We start from the raw sequence: 18394 nt of genomic DNA on the forward strand, positions 1-18394 counted from the left end.
TTTGGCAAGAGTTGGTACGCGCAATCGCTAATATTTTCAAGACTTGAAATATCATAAAGTAAAAACGGCTCCCGCACCTCGAAAATACGAGGCACAAGAGCCGTTTGATACCATGACGCAGCGCTTATTAAAACGCTCGCGGAGATTTGACCTTGGTCGCGATTACTCGCTCTCGATGATGGTCGTCATCCTGTCCATCGATTCCGCATATTCGGTGAGCATATCGTACATCACCTGCTTGACCGTCTTGGGCTCGTTGACCTGGCCCACGACCTGGCCCGCCGAGTAGGTCATCCAGTCTTTGCGATGCGAGCGCTCCGCCCGCCGGAAGGGTTCACCGGACAGGATCGACTGGAGCGGCACCTTCAAGGGCTTGGGGGCGTCGGACGCCGCCCATGCCTCGGTGTACTTGCTGCGAATGGCGCGGCAGGGCTTGCCCGTATATCCATAGGTGATGATCGCGTCGGTCGACTTGGCCGCATAGAGGACGTCCCGCATGTCCTGGTTCAGTTCGCTTTCCACCGTTCCGAGCCAGATGGTCCCACACCAGACGCCCTCGGCGCCGAGCGCGAATGCCGCCGCCATCTGCCGTCCGTTGCCGATCCCGCCTGCGGCAAGAACCGGAATGGGCGCGACGAGATCGACGATCTCGGGCCACAGGACCATCGACGCGACGTTTCCCGTGTGCCCCCCGCCTTCGGTCCCCTGGGCGATGATCAGGTCGACACCGGCTTCCACCTGTTTTTCCGCTTGGCGGGCGGAGCCGACCAGTGCGCCGAACTTGATTCCGGCTGCGTGCGCCCGATCCAGGATCGCCGGCGGCGCGACGCCGAGCGCGCTGACGACAAGCTTGATCGGATGGCGCATCGCGACCTCGAAGAGGGCATCGCTCTCCTCCTGGGTGAAGCTGAGGTTGCTGGCATAATCCTCGTACCAGCCCTCGACATCCTCGTCCGACAAAGGCGGCACGCCATCCTTCGTCATCAGCGCGTTCATGTAGTCGACCTGCTCCGCCGGCAGGATCTTGCGGGGTGACTTGCCGCCCGAAACATCCGACGCGGTGGAGGTGAAGATCATGTCGACGCCGTAGGGCTTGCCGTCGATGTGATCGTCGATCCACTTCAGTTCCTGTTCCAGATGCTCCGGCGTCATCCAGGCCGCCCCCAGAACGCCCATGCCGCCCGCCTTCGACGTTGCGACCACCACATCCCGGCAGTGGCTGAAGGCGAAGACGGGGGTTTCGATTCCGAACATTTCGGTGGCGACGGTTTTCAAGGCGACCCTCCAGCAGCGCGTGCTGACTTTTGCGACATAAATTCTGACTATTGAGTATGTAAGTCCTTTCCCGGAGCGACGTCAAGTTAGCGACATCCGATTTTTCCAGCCCGGGCGCGCTTGACAGGACGGCTGCGAAGATCGAAGACTTATGCGTCTAAAAATTATTCTCACGGGTCAGATATGAGGTCGGCGATGGTCAATCGGATAAATTTCATCAACCCGTTCGGAAATGCGAACTACGACGCGATCATCCTCAAGACGCTCGGCCACTACGCGGCTTCGGATACGAACCTGGATGTCACGCATCTCGAGAACTGCCCTTCCGACATCGACTTCTTCTATTCCAAGCACATGATCGAGCAGTCGCTGTTCGAGGCCGTTCTGGCATCCGAAGAACAGGGCTACGACGCGGTGATCGTCGGGTGCCTTTACGATCCCGGGGTTCGCGTTGCCCGCGAACTCGTCGATATCCCGGTCATCGGCCCGCTGGAAGCATCGTTCCAGATGGCGGCAAACTTCGGCCATTCCACCATGGTGCTCACCGATCATCGCAAGGCGGTGCCGTATATCTATGATCAGGCCCGCCTGAACGGCCAGGGCGACACGGTGTGCGGCGTCGACGCCATCGACTGGTTCGTGAAGGACATGATCAACGACCGGGCATCGGTCGCCGCCGATGTGGTGCGCCTCTCCGGGGAGGCATCCCGGCGTTTCGGCTCGGAAACCGTGATCATGGGCTGCACGATCATCGCCGCGATCTACCAGGAATACCTGATGGAGGGCGGCACGCCCTCCGAGGTGCCGATCATCAATCCGAACCTCATGGCTCTCAAGATGGCCGAGGGTCTTGCCGACCTCAAGCGCAAGGGCGGCTATTTTCTCGCCCGCCAGGGTTTCTACATGAAGCCGACGGGGCATTTTAAAGACGAGTTCGACAATGCGCGCCGGACGTGGAATGCGTCGAAGCCGCGCTTTGCCCGATAATCAGGCCTGCTACCAGGCAACCAACTCTCGACAAATGGACAGGGTATCAACATGGAATTGAGCTTGAAGGGCAGAACCGCCGTCATCACCGGCGGAGAAACCGGGATCGGCGCCGCCATCACGCGGGCGCTCGCGGCAGCCGGTGCGGCGGTCGTCGTCGGCGGCATCCTCGAAGAGGTCGGCACGACCTTTGCCAGGGGCCTTGCGCAGGAGGGCCTGACCGTCACCTTCCAGAAGACGGACGTGCGCAAGGAAGCCGATGTCAACGCGCTGGTCGACGGCGCGGTCCGTCAATTCGGCGCGATCGACGTCATGGTCAACAATGCCGGCGTGTTCGATGGGTTCGCCGACTGCCTGGAAACGACCGAGGCGCTGTGGGACCAGATCATCGACATCAACCTGAAGGGCACCTTTTTCGGCTGCCGGGCGGCGCTGAAGCACATGGTGACGCGGGGCTCCGGCAGGATCATCAACACGTCGTCCGTCGGGGGCCTGCGGGGTGCAGCCGACGGCTTGTCCTACACGGCGTCGAAATTCGGCGTCGTCGGTCTCACGCGTCAGCTTGCTGTTACCCATACCCAGTACGGCATCACGGTCAACGCGATCTGCCCCGGCGTCATCCAGACCGATATCCGCGGAAATTCCGCCGCCATCCTCGGTTCGGACGGACCCGACATGCAGAAGGGCGTCGGCAGCGATCCCGACGCCTACAAGCGGCTGGTCCCCGCAAAACGCAAAGGCACGCCGGAGGAGGTCGCATCCGTCGCGCTCTTCCTGGCGACCGATGCCGGCAGCTACATTTCCGGACAGGCGATCGCAATCGATGGCGGCTGGACGGCCACCTGAGACGCATCACCCCGGCTGATCCCAGCACATGCCCGACCGCCGGGGCATCGACGCGCTGACCGGCATGCGCCGGTCGGCCCCTCCCCGGGAGTCGCCAGGAGACGCCGACCCGGATCGTCTCCCGCATGACCACGCGAGGGTTTACCGGCACGACGGAAGGCTTTGCAAGGGAGAGACGTTCGCTTAGAAGCTCTCCTGCAACGCGCCCTTGGCCGCCTGCCAGGCGCGCCGCGTCTGCTGTGTCACCGTCTCGAAATGCGCGTCTTTCGGCTGCCCATAATAGCCGAGGCGCGACACCCGATACCCGCCCTTCTGATGAAGGTTGGCGAGCGTCTCGGCCATGCTGAGCGCCATCAGATTGGGGTTCAGGATGGGAAACGGTGCGGGCTCGCCGCCGTCCATGAGGTATTTCTGGTACGATGCGGCGATGATCGTGCAATTCAGGATCACCGCTTCCGCCCCGGTGCGGGCAATGGATTTCGCCGTCTGCTCGACGACGTCGCAGGCAACGGAAGCGGTATCGAGCACCATGTCCTTGACGTACCAGTCGATGACATCGAGGCCGAGAATGCGGTCCGACGCCCCGTAGAGCTTCACATTGTCCTTCATCTGCGCGCCGGCCTTGACGTGGTCCGCGACGATCACGGCCGTGCGACCGTAGAAGGACAGCATGTTGAGGCTCGCCTCGAACGGTCCGATGACCGGAATATCGACCAGTTCGCGCGAGACCATCACCCCGGGGTCATAACAGCAACCGCTGATCACCGCATCGAAACCGTCTTCCTCCGCCTTTTTGACGGCTTCGAACAAAGCCGCCTCCACGATGTGCTTGGGATAGAAATAGTCCATGTCGGCCGGGCATCCTTCGAGATGCGTCACCTCGAGAACGGTATCCGGCATCGCATAATGCGCGAGCGTCTCCTGGATCAGTTCGTCATAGGCGGTCGTCCCGAAAGGATTGATGAAATTGATCCGACGCGACATCGCATTCCTCCAAGGCCAAAATATAGACTAATGCGTATGTTAAATCGTACGAACGGTCAATCTCCTGTCGTCCCGGTCGGGGGCCGGGAAGTGAGGAGGTCGGAAATCGCCGACGCCCTGCCCGGTCGTCATGACCGGCAGCAAGAGGAGGCATGTGGAAGGAGATCGGCAGACAAGCTCACTGGAAGCAATCCGGGGATGGCCCAGCCGCGCGTATGCGGCATCGGAAGCAACGTCGATTGCCCCGGAGCGTCGATACCAGTGTCTAGAGTGGGCCTCTCAACGATCTGCGAGAGTAGAATGGTACGGTTGGGGGGTCTCGAACCTCCGACCTCAGGTGCCACAAACCTGCGCTCTAACCAACTGAGCTACAACCGCACGAACAAGCATGTCGCTTGGTCGCGTCATTACGGCGATGGGTTCGGTTTGGCAAGTCCGAACTTCGATTATTCGCCAAAAACCGGGCGGTTTCCCGCCCGGCACGTGTTTTCCACGGTGCTTTCGGCAGCCGGATCAGGCGCGGGGAAGACCGGACATGGCCTTTTCGGCGGCATCCTTGGTCGGCTTGACCAGGTTTTCGGCAACCTTGCGGGTCGTTTCCTGCATGGCGCGGGCCTGTTCCATGGCAAGCTCGGCCTGCTTGCGGATGAAGGCCGTCTGAAGCTCGAACACTTCCGACAACGACTTGCAGGCAACCAGCGCCTCCATGTGGGAAAGCGAGGTCTCGGCATTGGTGCGCAGGGCGTCGATGGCCTTCAGGCTGAGTTCGATCGTTCCGGACTGTGCGCTCTCGACCGTCGCCTCGATGGTCTTGCCGGCTTCGTCTGCGGCCGTCTTCATCTTGGCATAGGCTTCGCGGGACTGCGTCGCGCCCTTTTCCGCGAAATCGCGGAAGGTTTCCGTGACCTTGCTGGGGTCGAAGTTTGCGACGGAGAAGATGTCCTGGGTCATCGGTGTGTCCTGGTTGGATGGGTGTTTCGCCGTGTATCGACTGCGAATACGGGCCTCCAGGTCTGTTAGCACAAATTATGTTGCAGTGCAATATCCTTTTGCACTGCAACATGCGCCATTTCGGTACATTAACCTTGCATTAGGAAAGAGGCCGGTTTTCACTGCGAATATGCCGTCCAAACTGGACCCTTTGGGGGGTCACGGGTATTAATAGTCTATTAACGCATCCGGAGACCCGAGACCTCCGCCAGAGCCGGATAGAAGAATGCCCGTCACATCCTACCCCTTCATCGACATTGCCGTTCATGAACGTGTGCGGGCGCATTTTTCGCGTGGCGATGCGGCCATCCTGTTTGCGCCGGACCTTTCACGGGTTCTGTGGTCCAACGGCGAAGGGGCTGCGCTCTTCGGGCTGGCGTCGATCTATGATTTCCTCGACAGCGGTCTGGACGGCGGATCGAGCGCGGCCGGCGTTGCCTTCCGGCAATTGCAGGCGACCGCGCGCCAGCTTCGGGAGCCGGGGGAAACCCGCCGCTTCCTGATGCGTATGTCCGCCGGTTTCAAGAGCGTGACCGTGAATGCCGAGCTGGCGCTGATCGACGTGCGGGCGGGCGAGCGAGCGATCCTCTTTACTGCGCCGAAGGCTGCCGCCGCGCGCGGAGGCCGCGCCGCTTCGCTGGCGGAAACGGCCGCGCGGATGATTTCCGGTTTCGACGATCCCGATACGCATATGGCGGTGCTGGATGGCGAAGGCGGCGTGCTGGCGTCCTCGCCCCAGTTCCAGGCGCTGGAGATGACGCCGCAGACGCTTCTGTCGCTGGTCGAGGCCGTCGGGCGCGATAGCGACTGGCTGCTGAAGCGTCCCGTGCGCACGGGCAAGGGCACGCTGCCGGCCGCCATCGGCAAGGTCTCGGCCGATCCGGCGCTGCACCTGCTCTTTGCGGTGGAGACGATCCTCGGTCATCTCGACGCAACGACCGACGTCGTCGCACCGGCTGCCGTGATCGACCCCGTTTCGAGCGCGCCCGACCTTTTCTCCACATCCGGCCAAGGTTCCGACGTCGCGTCGGACAGGACGGATGCGTTGGAGAGGGCGGAGACGCCGGCCGAGACCGAGAACAGGGCCGAGGCCGTGCCCGCCGATCGGGTTGGGGTCATCGCGTCGACAGCCGACACAAACCCGGACAGCCGGACGGACGATCCGGCAGATGCGCGCGGGCCGGATCAGGACGAGAACGCGGTCGTCGCTGCCGAAAACGTGACGTCCGACCTTGCCGTCATGGAGTTGGCCGACGAACATCTTCCGGCAGAACGTCTGGCAGACGACACGCCGATCGCCGATGCCACAGAGGCCGCGGGCGCCGATCCGGGCGACACCGGCATTGATGTCGATGCCGACGAGCCCGCCGGGAATACGCTTGCAAAGACATCGGATACGGACGAGAGCGACGCGGACAGGCTCGACGGGGACGGGATCGACGTCGGCGCGATCGACGTCGGCGGGATCCACGCGGGCAGTGGAGACGATGCGGCAGACGACCTACCCGATGCGCGGACGGCCAACCCGGACGATGCGAGCGAACAGGGCGACGTTGTGGGAGAGGCGCCGGCGGGCTTTGCCTTCGACCCGGCCATGCGCTCCATCCGGTTTGTCTGGAAGATCGGAGCCGATGGGCGCTTCAGCGAGATTTCGCGCGAGTTCGCGCTGGCCGTCGGTCCGCAGGCTGCGGATGTGCTGGGACAAAGCTTTGCCGACCTCGCGGCGCGCTTTGCGCTCGACCCCGACCGGACCATCGTCGACCTGCTGAACCGGCGCGACACCTGGTCGGGCAAGACGGTCCTCTGGCCGGTCGAGGGCGAAGCGCTATGCGTTCCGGTCGATCTTGCGGCTCTCCCCACCTATTCGCGCAACCGGGAGTTCGACGGCTTTCGCGGCTTCGGCATCGTGCGCGTCTCCGACGCGGTCGCAGACCCCTCGGCGCGCGGACGCAACCTGGCCGGACTTCCGGCCTTTGTTCCCGGGGTGCCGCCGGAGGCGGACGCGCCGATCACGACGACGGCGGACGACGCCGGGGACGCATCGTCCCGTCCGAACGAAATGGACGACGCCGCCCGCGACGACGACATGGCCGCGTTTCCGGACGACGCGGCGGAAGGCGATGGGCCGCGCGAGACGCTCGAGGATGACGGGTCTTTCTTCGTGACGGCGGACGAGGCGGCAAGCGACGCGACGTCCTGGGGCGATCGCGAAGCCGATGTCGACATCGACGATCCCGAACGCGCCGAGGACGGATTGCCGCGCGATCCCTTCATGGGCGAGCGTCCGGCTCTCAAGCTGGTGGAAACGCCTTCGCGCCGGCATTCCGACAAGATCATCCAGATCGACAATGCGCGTCCGGCGAACACGGAAACCCTGACGCGGAGCGAACAGGCAGCCTTCCGCGAGATCGCCCGACAGTTGACGACGACCTTCGGCAAGCGGACGGAGCCGCCCGTCCCTCCGGGGGCGGAAGCCGACGCGGCGGCCGGTACTGCCCAGGGGACCGACGATCGCGCATCCGAGCCCCCTATCGAGTTTACCGGCGAGATGCCGGTCGGGGAGATTTCGGCCGGGGAGATGCCGACCGGGGAGATGCTGGCCGAAGAGATGTCGACCGGGGAGATGCTGGATCAGACGCGCGTTGCGGCCGCGGACCTAGACCCGCCCGCGAACGCGCAGCCGAGGATCGGCGACGACAGAATGTCGGACGCGGATGTCGACGCCGTGCCGTCCGACGAGGCCGGACGGTCTCGGGAAGACACGCCGAGTGCGCGAAACGACGAGACGGCGCCCCGCCTCGAGGCCGATGCGATCGCCGCCGAAGCCGGAGCGGTCGATGACATCCATACCGCAGCGGGTGCGGACGCGGTGGGGGATGACAAGGATGTTGCGCTGAGCCAGGCGGCGATCGACCGCATGGAGAGCGCGGTGCTGATCCACAGCGGCGACGACCTCTATCACGCGAATGCCGCCTTCCTGGAACTGACCGGCTACCAGACGCTGCAGGATCTGCGCGTGGAAGGCGGCATCGACGCGTTGTTCGTCGGCGAAGATGAAGGCATTTTCGACGTGCCCCCGGGCGCCATGATGATGATCCGCAACGATGGGCGGCTCGTTCCGGTCACGGCACGGCTGCAGGCCATGCGCTTCGACGACAAGGGCGTGGCGCTGATGATGTCGTTGGCGCTGGCGGAACCAGCGAAGGCAGAGATGTCGACACCGGATACCACCACGCCGGAAGAGACGGCGACAGCACAGGATGTTGCAGACGAAACACCGCGTGAGGAGGAGCCGACTCAAGAGTTGTCGACTGGGGACCTGCCGCCTCAGGAGTTGTCGACAGCGGCCGAGGGCGGCCCCATCTCCTCCACGGAGGTAGAATTAGGTTCGCCTTCACTTACCAATGAAGCGGCGATCGTGGAGGCGGAGGCGCGCGTCGAAGCGCTCCGAATCGAGACCGAGGAGCTTCGCGCGATCCTGGAAACCGCGACGGACGGCGTGGTTGTGATGGGTGCGGATGGCGACATCCGATCGCTGAACCGCTCGGCCAACGCGCTTTTCAACTACAATGATGCCGACGTTATTGGTAAGCCGTTTGCTACATTGTTTGCCCATGAGAGCCAGCGCGCGGTGATGGATTATCTCGCAGGGCTCGCCGGCCATGGCGTCGCCAGCGTGCTCAACGACGGGCGCGAAGTGATCGGTCGGGAGGCGTCCGGCGGGTTCATTCCACTGTTCATGACCATGGGCCGCCTTTCCTCCTCCAACGGCTATTGCGCCGTCATTCGCGATATCACGCAATGGAAGCGTACGGAGGAAGAGCTGCGCAGCGCCAAGCGTGCGGCGGAGACGGCCAATGCGCACAAGACCGACTTTCTGGCGCGCGTGAGCCACGAAATCCGCACGCCGCTGAACGCGATCATCGGCTTTTCCGACATGATGGCGAGCGAGCATTTCGGTCCGATCGGCAGTGCCCGCTATATCGAATATGCGAGCGACATCGGCCGCTCCGGCCGCCATGTGCTGGATATCGTCAATGATCTCCTCGATATCTCGAAGATCGAAGCCGGCGAGATGGAGCTGGAGTTTGCCGCTGTCGAGATCAACGAGGCGGTTTCCGAAGCGGTGTCGCTGGTCCAGCCCCAGGCGAACGCGCAGCGCGTGATCATCCGCACCTCGCTGTCCACGTCGGTGCCGAGTGTCGTTGCCGATAACCGGTCGATCAAGCAGATTGCGCTCAACATCCTGGCCAACGCCATCCGGTTCACGCCGGCCGGCGGCCAGATCGTGGTGTCGACCGCCTATGAGGCGAACGGCAGCGTGATGCTGCGCGTTCGCGACACCGGCATCGGCATGACACGGACCGAACTCGAGCAGGCCATGAAACCATTTCGTCAGGTAACGACCGGTGCGCGAAAGCGCGGCGAAGGAACCGGGCTGGGCCTGCCGCTGACCAAGGCGATGGCGGAAGCCAACCGCGCGCTGTTTTCGATCAACTCGGCGCCGAACGAGGGAACGCTGGTGGAAATCACGTTCCCGTCGCAGCGGGTGCTGGCCAACTGATCCACGGCGCCGTCGAGGCAGCCCTTTGCAAAAAGGAGGCAGCCACGAAGGGCTGCCTCAAGTTGAATGCTTTCGAACACGTGCAGACGACATCATGTCGGAGATCCGGCTCTGCCGGCGCGTGGCGCGTCATGACCACGCGAGACCCTGACAATGGGCATGGGAGCATAACCAAACCTTAACGCGGGATCCCTGCAATCTTGTGATTGAAAGATGGGGTCGCCGATCTAAAGCCCGCGTCAGACCTTGAGGTCATCAAGCTCGGAATAGAGATCGAGAGCCTCCGGATTGGCGAGCGCCTCCTTGTTCTTCACCGGACGACCATGCACGACGTCGCGCACGGCGAGTTCGACGATCTTGCCGGATTTGGTGCGCGGGATGTCGGCGACGGCAATGATCTTTGCCGGGACATGGCGGGGCGAAGCGCCGGTGCGGATGCGGGTGCGGATCGCCTTGGCGAGATCGTCGTCCAGGACGACACCGGCAGCAAGGCGCACGAACAGCACGACGCGCACGTCGTCGTCCCAATCCTGCCCGATGCAAAGCGCTTCCGCGACCTCCTCCATCTGCTCGACCTGATTGTAGATCTCCGCCGTGCCGATCCGGACGCCGCCCGGATTGAGCGTCGCATCCGATCGCCCATGGATGATGATGCCGCCATGCGGCGTCCATTCGGCGAAATCGCCATGGCACCAGACATTGGCGAAGCGATCGAAATAGGCCGCATGATACCGTGCGCCGTCCGGATCGTTCCAGAACATGATCGGCATGCTGGGGAACGCCCGGGTGCAGACAAGTTCGCCTTTCTCGCCCTTGACCGGACGTCCCGCATCGTCCCAGACGTCCATGGCAAGCGCGAGCCCCGGCCCCTGGATTTCACCGCGCCAGACAGGCTTCAAGGGATTGCCCAGCACGAAGCAGGAAACGATATCCGTGCCGCCGGAGATGGACGCCAGCAGGATGTCGGGCTTGATGCCCTCATAGACGAAGGAGAAGCCTTCCGGCGACAGAGGCGACCCGGTGGATGTCATCACCCGAAGAGCCGAAAGATCGTGTGTCTCGCGCGGGATCAGACCCGACTTCCGCACGGCATCGATGAACTTCGCCGATGTGCCGAAGACGGTGAACCGCTCGGCTTCGGCGAAATCGAAGAGAGCCGCGCCATCGGGATAGAAGGGCGATCCGTCGTAGAGGCAGAGCGTCACGCCGGCGGCAAGGCCCGTTGCCAGCCAGTTCCACATCATCCAGCCACAGGTGGTAAAATAGAACAGGCGGTCGCCGCTCTTCAGGCCGCAATGCAGAACATGCTCCTTGAGGTGCTGGACCAGCGTGCCGCCTGCCGAATGGACGATGCATTTCGGCACGCCCGTGGTTCCCGAGGAGAACAGAATGTAGAGGGGATGGGAGAACGGTAGCCGGCGAAACGACAGCGTTTGAGCCTCGAAAGGCCCGATGAAGTCCGGCAGGGTTCGTCCGTCTGCCAGCGTAGAAACCAGCGCCGCGGCATCGCCCGCATAGGGAACGACCAGCACAGGCACGCCGAGCCGGTCAGAGACCGCCTTCACCTTCCCGGCCACATCCTGGCGCTTGCCGTTGTACCAGTAGCCATCGCAGGCGATGAAGAGCTTCGGAGAAATCTGGCCGAAACGATCGAGCACGCCCTGCTCTCCGAAATCGGGGGAGCAGGATGACCAGATGGCGCCAAGTGAGGCCGTCGCCAGCATCAGGGCCACGGTTTCCGGAAGGTTCGGCATCATGGCCGCGACGCGATCGCCCTCGCCGATGCCGAGCGCCGCCAGCGCCTGTTGCAGGCGGGATACGAGATCGGCGAGCGCATCCCAGGAAAGACGCGACGAGACCTGATCTTCTCCCCGAAACACGATGGCGTCGTCGCTGCCGGTTTTCCGCAGCAGGTTCTCGGCAAAGTTCAGGCGGGCATCGGGAAAGAAGCGGGCTTCCGTCATATGCCCGTCATCGACCAGCGCGCGCGACCCCTTCTCTCCGGCGATGGCACAGAAATCCCACAGATCGCTCCAGAAGCTGGCCCGATCGGCAACCGACCAGGCCTGAAAGGCATCCACATCGGCGAAGTGAATGCGATGGCGCTGACTGCACAGCGCCATGAACGCCGTGAGCGGCTGCGCATCGATGGCGGCTTGCGACGGTATCCAGAGCGGCTTGTCGGTTGGCATCATGTCCCCTCATGCGCGGCTGTCGAGCTATAGCACGTCGCGTCATAGCGCGTCACGATGCCCGCTGAACAGAGCGTCTCGACGACCCCCTGTCCGCCTGCGCGTCGGTTCGACCGTTGTCGCCCGCTCGCCATCCATGACGAAAGCCCGGCAGGGATCTTGCCGGGCTCTCGATCCTCGCCAGCTGGCATGTTCGGCCGTGGTCAGCTGCGACCCTGCGTCACGATGACCGGGATCATCAGGTCGCCCCAATTGCCTTCCCCGGCATGGTGGCGGGCGGAGCGGACGAGCTCGACGGAAACGCCGGCCTCGACGGCCTTCATGATGGTGTGGTTCAACCGGTGCAGGTCATTGGCGACCATGCGGATCGCGGCCTGCTGGTCGGCGGTCATGCTGGAGGCCTGTTCGTCTGCGCGTTCCTTGACGCGGGTCTGGATCGTCATGTGGTTTCCTTTCCTGAGGGCTTGCGAGCCTCATTCTGCGTGGTGTGAGAGGAAGGCCCGATTGCCCGAACCGTGCAGCCCAGCGAAGGCGTGTCAAAATCCGTCATGATCTCCTCCCTGTTACGGGCCACGAGAGAGGATCGTGTCCTGCCGTCGCGACCCCTGCCTGGAAATCTAAGGGAACACGGTTTCTTTCACCAATGGTTTCAGGGGTTTGTCAGAGCGAAAGAGGTCACGCTGTCTTGTCTTTTACATAGCCGTTCGGTAATATTGTAAAACTCGTCAAAAAGCGCAGAGCCCAGCGGGGTCGATATCGTCATGGCCGAGACCAAGATTTTCGCCGGGCCGCGGGTGCGACGCATCCGCAATGGGTTGTCGCTCACGCAGACTGCGATGGCGGAGGCGCTGGGGATCTCTCCGTCCTACCTGAACCTGATCGAGCGAAACCAGCGGCCGCTGACGGTGCAACTGCTGTTGAAACTGGCGGCCGTCTACCAGATCGACCTTGCCGAGCTGCGAGGGCCGGCGTCCGACAGCCTCGGCGAGCTTCGGGCCGTTTTTGCCGATCCGCTTCTCGCGGGCGAACTGCCCGGCGATCAGGAACTGATCGAGATCGCGGAAGCGGCCCCCAATGCAGCCATCGGACTGATCAAGCTGTATCGGGCCTATCAGGAACAGGGCTCCCGGCTGAGGGACCTGACACGCCTGCTCTCCGGCCAGGAGCAGGCGGCAGCCCTGAGCGGCGCCCGCCTGCCGATGGACGAAGTGCGCGAGATCTTCGAGAATCGGCCCTATCATTTTGCCGGGCTCGACGCCGCAGCGGAGGCATTCCATCAGCGGCTGGCGCCCGGAGAGGATCTGCAGGCAGCGCTCAAGGACTGGCTGCGCCGCGACCACGGCCTTGCCGTGCGCATCCTGCCGATCCATGTCATGCCGGACCTGAGACGGCGGTTCGACCGTCATTCGTTGCGCCTGTTCCTGTCGGAACGGCTTTCGGCCGAGGACCAGCTCTGCGAGGTCGCCATGGAAGCCGCGCATTTCGCCATGCCGGAGGCGCTGGCCGAGGCGCTGGACGCACTTCCGCTCACCTCCGGCGAGGCGCGCCGCATCGCCCGCTTCGAGCTTGCGCGCTATGCGGCTCTGGCGCTGATGATGCCATACACGGCCTTTCTCGAGACATGCCGGCGAGCCCGGTTCGATATCGACCTCGTGCGGGTGCGGATGCGGGTAAGCGTCGAGCAGGCAGCAACGCGCATGGTGACCTTGCAGCGGAGCGGCGCTCTCGGACCTCGTTTCTTCCTCATGGAAATCGACCATGCCGGCAACCGGCTCCGCCTGCGCGGCGCGACCGGCTTCCCGCATCGCGCCTTCGGCGGCGGATGCGTGAAACTCAATGTGCATGCGACCTTCGCCCAGCCCGGACAGATCCTGGTCGAGCGGGCCGAGATGCCGGGCGGCGCCTGTTTCCTTCTGGTCTCCCGCACCGCGGACGGACCGCGTTCGGGCTACACCGAGCGGGTGCGGCGCACGGCGTTCCTGCTGGGATGTGAGGTCGGGCAGGCCGCCGAGACGACCTATGCCTCTGTCGACAGCGCCCCGCTGGCAGCCGGCCCGGCCTGTCGCCTCTGCGAACGCCAGGGCTGTCTTGCGCGCGCCGAACCTCCGGTCACGCGCCCGCTCGGGCTGGACGAGATGGTCGGGGGACTAAGCGTGTTCGACTTTCAGTAAGGGAAGCGCGAACGCCTTTGTTTCCCGCCGGTCCGCGCGCGCCTCAGGCCCCAAGTCTTCGCAGATGCGAAAGGCCTTGAGCTTCGGGGGAAAGCTGCTTAACCTTTCCTTGCGCGTTCGCGTTCGCGAACATTGCTCTGCAGGCATTGCTGTACGAGATCCTGCGAAACGGACGCTGCGAACAATAAAGGGGAATAGCATGTCGTTGAAGATCGTCAGCCTGTTTACCAGCCTTGTCCTGGCCGGGTCCGCGGGCTTTGCGAGCGCGCAGGAGCGCGTCGTCAATGTGTACAACTGGTCCGACTATATCGATGCCAGCATTCTCGAGGACTTTACCAAGGAAACCGGCATCAAGGTCGTCTACGACGTGTTTGATTCCAACGAGATCGTGGAGACGAAGCTGCTCGCCGGCGGCACCGGCTACGATGTCGTCGTGCCCACGGCCGACTTCCTTCAGCGCCAGATCAAGGCCGGCGTGTTCCAGAAGCTCGACAAGTCGAAGCTGCCGAACATCGCCAACATGTGGGACATGGTGATGCAGCGCACCGCCAAGTACGATCCCGGCAACGAATATGCCGTGGACTACATGTGGGGCACCAACGGCATCGGCTACAATGTCGCCAAGACCAAGGAGATCCTCGGCTCCGACGCGCGTCCCGGCCTCGAGGTCCTGTTCGATCCGGCGATCGCCGCGAAGTTCAAGGATTGCGGCATCTATGTGCTCGACGCGCCGAAGGACGTTCTGCCGGCCGCCCTCACCTATCTGGGGCTCAATCCGGACAGCCATGATCCGGCAGACCTCGACAAGGCGGGGGAACTGATGCTGAAGGCTCGCCCCTTCATCCGCAAATTCCACTCCTCGGAATACATCAATGCGCTTGCCAACGGCGATATCTGCGTTGCCTTCGGCTATTCCGGCGACCTGCTGCAGGCCCGCTCGCGCGCCGCTGAAGCCAAGGCCGGTGTCGAGGTGAATTATTCCATCCCGTCTCAGGGCGCGCAGATGTGGTTCGACATGATGGCGATCCCTGCCGATGCGCCGCATGTGGAGGAAGCCCATGCCTTCATCAACTACATGATGAAGCCGGAGGTCATCGCCAAGGCATCGGACTACGTGTTCTACGCCAACGGCAACAAGGCCTCGCAGCAGTTCGTGTCCAAGGAGGTCCTGGAGGATCCCGCGGTCTATCCGGACGAGGCGACCATGGCGAAGCTTTACACCATCTCTCCCTGGGATCCGAAAACCCAGCGCGTGGCGACACGGCTCTGGACCCGGGTCCTGACCGGCCAGTAAGCCCAAACATCAATGCCCGGTTCTCCTCCAGTGCCGGGCATTTTCCATCCTGCGGCGTCCTCTCTTCAGCTCACGCGGCCTCGGCCCATCGGGAACCCTTCATGAAGTCTCTTGGCAGCATTCGCCGCTCCTTTTCCCCATGGACGGATCCCACGTCCAAACCCTTCATCTCCTTTCGCAACGTCACCAAGCGGTTCGGCGATTTCGTTGCCGTCGACGACCTCTCGCTCGACATCTACACGCGCGAATTCCATGCTCTGCTCGGCGCATCCGGCTGCGGGAAATCGACGCTGCTGCGCATGCTTGCCGGCTTCGAGCAGCCGACCTCCGGCGAGATCATCCTGGACGGCCAGAATCTTGCGGGCATTCCGCCCTATCGGCGCCCGGTCAACATGATGTTCCAGTCCTATGCCCTGTTTCCGCACATGACGGTGGAGGCAAACATTGCCTTCGGGCTGAAGCAGGACGGCATGCCGAAGCCGGCCATCGCCGAGCGCGTGACGCAGATGCTGAAGCTCGTGAAGATGGAGCAGTTCGCCAAGCGCAAGCCGCACCAGCTGTCCGGCGGGCAGCGCCAGCGCGTCGCCCTTGCGCGGTCGCTTGCCAAGCAGCCCAAGGTGCTCCTGCTCGACGAACCGCTCGGCGCGCTCGACAAGAAGCTGCGCGAGGAAACCCAGTTCGAGCTCATGGACCTGCAGCAGGACCTCGGCCTGACCTTCGTCGTGGTGACGCATGACCAGGAAGAGGCGATGACCATGGCAGACCGCATCGCCGTCATGGCGCATGGCAAGGTCATCCAGGTGGCGACGCCGGCCGAGATCTACGAAGCGCCGAATTCGCGCTTCGTAGCGGACTTCATCGGCGACGTGAATATTTTCGACGGCACCGTCTCGCGGGCGCAGGCCTCCGAGATCCGCATCGAGGCGGATGCGGGCTTCGCCATCGAGGCGGCCAGCAGCGAACATCCGAGCGAGGGCGCGAAGGCAGGCTTCGCCATCCGGCCCGAAAAGATCCGCGTCGGGCGGCAGGCACCGGCCGGCGGCCCCGTCAATGCGGCCGAAGGCGAGCTGTGGGATATCGCCTATCTCGGTGACATGACGGTCTACCACGTCAAGCTGAACGGTGGAAAAGTCGTCAAGGCATCGTCGCTCAACGCGGTTCGCGCCGTCGAGGACCCGCTTGGCTACGACCAGAAGGTCTGGATCTCGTTCGACCGGGATGCCGGCGTCGTGCTGAAGGATTGAGCCCGATGTCCCGGCTGCTTCCCGCTCTTGCCAACCGCCTCGTGATCATCATCCCCTATGCGTGGCTGCTGGTCTTCTTCCTCGTGCCCTTCTTCATCGTTCTGCGCATCTCGCTGTCGGAAGCCGCCGTCGCCATGCCGCCCTATCTGCCGGTTTTTGCCTGGGCGGACGGGCTTTCCGGTTTCATCGACAACATCCGGCAGTTCTCCTTCGACAACTATGTCTGGCTGACGGAAGACGCGCTCTACATGAACGCCTATCTCTCCAGCCTGACGATTGCGCTCATCTCGACCGCCCTGACACTGCTCATCGCCTATCCCATCGCCTACGGCATGGCGAAGGCGCCGGCCACCTTGCGGCCGACCCTGCTGATGCTGGTGATCCTGCCGTTCTGGACGAGCTTTCTCATCCGCGTCTATGCCTGGATCGCCATCCTGAAACCGGAAGGCCTGTTGAACCAGCTTCTCCTCTCCACGGGGATCATCAGTCAGCCGCTCATCATCCTCAACACCAACACGGCGATCTACATCGGCATCGTCTATTCCTACCTGCCGTTCATGGTGCTGCCGCTTTACGCGGCCCTCGAGAAGATGGATCACAGCCTGACGGAGGCCGCACAGGATCTCGGTTGCACGCCGATCTCGGCCTTCTGGCGCATCACCTTTCCGCTGTCGCTGCCGGGCGTCGTTGCCGGCTGCCTGCTGGTCTTCATTCCCGCGGTCGGCGAGTTCGTCATTCCCGATCTCCTCGGCGGTTCGGAAACCCTGATGATCGGCAAGACGCTCTGGAACGAGTTCAATGCCAATCGCGACTGGCCCGTCTCCTCGGCCGTCGCCGCCATCCTGCTGATGATCCTGGTGGTGCCGATCATGTTCTTCCAGAACGCGCAGTCGCGTCTCGACCGCGAGGGACGATAGGCATGAACCGCTGGTCCCGCTTCAACATCGCCTCGATCGTCATCGGGTTCGCCTTTCTCTACCTGCCGATCGTGCTTCTGGTCGTCTTCTCCTTCAACGCCTCCAAGCTCGTGACCGTCTGGGCCGGGTTCTCGACGCAGTGGTACGGGCAGCTCTTCCGCAACCAGGCTCTGATGGATGCCGCCTGGGTGACAGTGCGCGTCGGCCTGCTCTCCGCCACGACGGCGACCGTGCTTGGCACCCTCGCCGCGCTCGCCATGACGCGCTATCAGCGCTTCCACGGCCGCGTGCTGTTTTCGGGCATGATCTACGCGCCGCTCGTCATGCCCGAGGTCATCACCGGCCTGTCGATGCTGCTGCTGTTCGTCGCCATCGGCTTCGATCGCGGCTTCTGGACGCTGACGATCGCGCATATCACCTTCACCATGTGCTTCGTCGCCGTCGTCATCCAGTCGCGGCTGGCAAGCTTCGACCGGTCGATCGAGGAAGCCGCGCTGGACCTCGGCGCCACGCCCACAGCCACCTTCTTCCAGGTGACGCTGCCGGTCATCGCGCCCGCCGTCTTCTCCGGCTGGGTGCTCGCCTTCACCCTGTCGCTGGATGACCTGGTGATTTCCAGCTTCACCTCCGGCCCGGGGGCGACGACGCTGCCGATGAAGATCTACAGCCAGGTCCGCCTCGGCGTCACGCCCGAGATCAACGCCGCCTGCACCATCCTGATCGGCATCGTCGCCACCGGCGTCTTGATCGCCTCCATCGTCTCCCGCCGCCAGCAGATCCAGCGGGAACGCGACGAACGCGCGGCGTTCGCCGGGGGTTGAGGGCGCCTGGGTTTCCCGTGCGTGCGGCTTATGCACCTCCTGTCGAAAGGGTGAACAGGTGGACTCAGCCGCCTGCTCAAACGAAAACGCCGGGACAAAGCCCGGCGTT

The 18394-nt window shown here is 63.3% G+C and carries 13 protein-coding genes and 1 tRNA gene; 8 read left to right on the forward strand and 6 right to left on the reverse strand.

Translation table 11 applies throughout. From position 1 onward, the window contains the following. Positions 1-162 precede the first annotated feature (162 nt). Positions 163-1275 (reverse strand): NAD(P)H-dependent flavin oxidoreductase, encoded by a 1113-nt coding sequence (locus ASG03_RS03965; RefSeq protein WP_200934680.1) that lies wholly within the window; start codon positions 1273-1275, stop codon positions 163-165. Positions 1276-1470: 195 nt separating this feature from the next. Here ASG03_RS03965 and ASG03_RS03970 point away from each other — a divergent pair, with 195 nt between their 5' ends. Together ASG03_RS03970 and ASG03_RS03975 are read left to right on the forward strand one after the other, a co-directional pair. Further along, a complete protein-coding gene (locus ASG03_RS03970) occupies positions 1471-2262 on the forward strand; it encodes an aspartate/glutamate racemase family protein (protein ID WP_062692373.1) in 792 nt (263 codons plus the stop codon). 51 nt (positions 2263-2313) lie between these two features. Then, positions 2314-3108 (forward strand): SDR family NAD(P)-dependent oxidoreductase, encoded by a 795-nt coding sequence (locus ASG03_RS03975; RefSeq protein ID WP_062692375.1) that lies wholly within the window; start codon positions 2314-2316, stop codon positions 3106-3108. Between the two features lie 183 nt (positions 3109-3291). Here ASG03_RS03975 and ASG03_RS03980 read toward each other — a convergent pair whose 3' ends face one another. The 3 genes from ASG03_RS03980 to ASG03_RS03990 all read right to left on the reverse strand — a co-directional run bounded on the left by ASG03_RS03980 (position 3292) and on the right by ASG03_RS03990 (position 5043). Then, positions 3292-4092 (reverse strand): aspartate/glutamate racemase family protein, encoded by an 801-nt coding sequence (locus ASG03_RS03980; RefSeq protein WP_062692377.1) that lies wholly within the window; start codon positions 4090-4092, stop codon positions 3292-3294. A gap of 301 nt (positions 4093-4393) precedes the next feature. After that, positions 4394-4470, reverse strand: a tRNA-His gene (locus tag ASG03_RS03985). Between the two features lie 135 nt (positions 4471-4605). Further along, the gene (locus ASG03_RS03990) at positions 4606-5043 is read right to left on the reverse strand and encodes a phasin (protein WP_062470151.1); all 438 of its coding nucleotides are present in this window, start codon (positions 5041-5043) and stop codon (positions 4606-4608) included. A gap of 265 nt (positions 5044-5308) precedes the next feature. Between ASG03_RS03990 and ASG03_RS21930 the strand changes: the two genes are divergently transcribed. Next, positions 5309-9646, forward strand: a complete 4338-nt coding sequence (locus ASG03_RS21930) for a sensor histidine kinase (protein WP_062692379.1) — start codon at positions 5309-5311, stop codon at positions 9644-9646. 239 nt (positions 9647-9885) lie between these two features. Here the strand turns inward: ASG03_RS21930 and ASG03_RS04000 are convergent, their stop codons facing one another. Beyond that, the gene (locus tag ASG03_RS04000; RefSeq protein WP_062693034.1) at positions 9886-11838 is read right to left on the reverse strand and encodes an acetoacetate--CoA ligase; all 1953 of its coding nucleotides are present in this window, start codon (positions 11836-11838) and stop codon (positions 9886-9888) included. A gap of 203 nt (positions 11839-12041) precedes the next feature. Continuing rightward, on the reverse strand, positions 12042-12281 hold the full coding sequence (locus ASG03_RS04005) for an SMc00767 family acetate metabolism repressor (protein WP_062470158.1): 240 nt from the start codon (positions 12279-12281) through the stop codon (positions 12042-12044). A 318-nt stretch (positions 12282-12599) separates the two neighbouring features. Between ASG03_RS04005 and ASG03_RS04010 the strand changes: the two genes are divergently transcribed. The 5 genes from ASG03_RS04010 to ASG03_RS04030 all read left to right on the forward strand — a co-directional run bounded on the left by ASG03_RS04010 (position 12600) and on the right by ASG03_RS04030 (position 18285). After that, positions 12600-14009: a helix-turn-helix domain-containing protein gene (locus ASG03_RS04010; RefSeq protein WP_062692381.1), complete on the forward strand. Its 1410-nt coding sequence runs from the start codon at positions 12600-12602 to the stop codon at positions 14007-14009. Between the two features lie 199 nt (positions 14010-14208). Beyond that, positions 14209-15303 carry a polyamine ABC transporter substrate-binding protein gene (locus tag ASG03_RS04015; protein WP_062470164.1) on the forward strand — a complete coding sequence of 365 codons (1095 nt, stop codon included), beginning with the start codon at positions 14209-14211 and terminating at the stop codon, positions 15301-15303. Between the two features lie 101 nt (positions 15304-15404). Further along, positions 15405-16547, forward strand: a complete 1143-nt coding sequence (locus ASG03_RS04020; protein ID WP_062470167.1) for an ABC transporter ATP-binding protein — start codon at positions 15405-15407, stop codon at positions 16545-16547. A gap of 5 nt (positions 16548-16552) precedes the next feature. Then, positions 16553-17464, forward strand: coding sequence for an ABC transporter permease subunit (locus tag ASG03_RS04025; RefSeq protein WP_062692384.1), 912 nt, complete (start codon positions 16553-16555; stop codon positions 17462-17464). A gap of 2 nt (positions 17465-17466) precedes the next feature. Then, a complete protein-coding gene (locus tag ASG03_RS04030) occupies positions 17467-18285 on the forward strand; it encodes an ABC transporter permease (RefSeq protein WP_062470173.1) in 819 nt (272 codons plus the stop codon). Positions 18286-18394 lie beyond the last annotated feature (109 nt).

The sequence above is a fragment of the Rhizobium sp. Leaf341 genome (assembly GCF_001424325.1).
Classification (GTDB): Bacteria; Pseudomonadota; Alphaproteobacteria; order Rhizobiales; family Rhizobiaceae; genus Ferranicluibacter.

What these genes read in the sequence shown, in the direction of transcription:
- ASG03_RS04020 (WP_062470167.1), top strand. Translation starts at nt 15,405, where the DNA reads ATGAAGTCTCTTGGCAGCATTCGCCGCTCCTTTTCCCCATGGACGGAT.
- ASG03_RS03980 (WP_062692377.1), bottom strand. Translation starts at nt 4,092, where the DNA reads ATGTCGCGTCGGATCAATTTCATCAATCCTTTCGGGACGACCGCCTAT.
- ASG03_RS21930 (WP_062692379.1), top strand. Translation starts at nt 5,309, where the DNA reads ATGCCCGTCACATCCTACCCCTTCATCGACATTGCCGTTCATGAACGT.
- ASG03_RS04000 (WP_062693034.1), bottom strand. Translation starts at nt 11,838, where the DNA reads ATGCCAACCGACAAGCCGCTCTGGATACCGTCGCAAGCCGCCATCGAT.
- ASG03_RS04005 (WP_062470158.1), bottom strand. Translation starts at nt 12,281, where the DNA reads ATGACGATCCAGACCCGCGTCAAGGAACGCGCAGACGAACAGGCCTCC.
- ASG03_RS03970 (WP_062692373.1), top strand. Translation starts at nt 1,471, where the DNA reads ATGGTCAATCGGATAAATTTCATCAACCCGTTCGGAAATGCGAACTAC.
- ASG03_RS03975 (WP_062692375.1), top strand. Translation starts at nt 2,314, where the DNA reads ATGGAATTGAGCTTGAAGGGCAGAACCGCCGTCATCACCGGCGGAGAA.
- ASG03_RS04030 (WP_062470173.1), top strand. Translation starts at nt 17,467, where the DNA reads ATGAACCGCTGGTCCCGCTTCAACATCGCCTCGATCGTCATCGGGTTC.
- ASG03_RS04010 (WP_062692381.1), top strand. Translation starts at nt 12,600, where the DNA reads ATGGCCGAGACCAAGATTTTCGCCGGGCCGCGGGTGCGACGCATCCGC.
- ASG03_RS04015 (WP_062470164.1), top strand. Translation starts at nt 14,209, where the DNA reads ATGTCGTTGAAGATCGTCAGCCTGTTTACCAGCCTTGTCCTGGCCGGG.
- ASG03_RS03990 (WP_062470151.1), bottom strand. Translation starts at nt 5,043, where the DNA reads ATGACCCAGGACATCTTCTCCGTCGCAAACTTCGACCCCAGCAAGGTC.
- ASG03_RS04025 (WP_062692384.1), top strand. Translation starts at nt 16,553, where the DNA reads ATGTCCCGGCTGCTTCCCGCTCTTGCCAACCGCCTCGTGATCATCATC.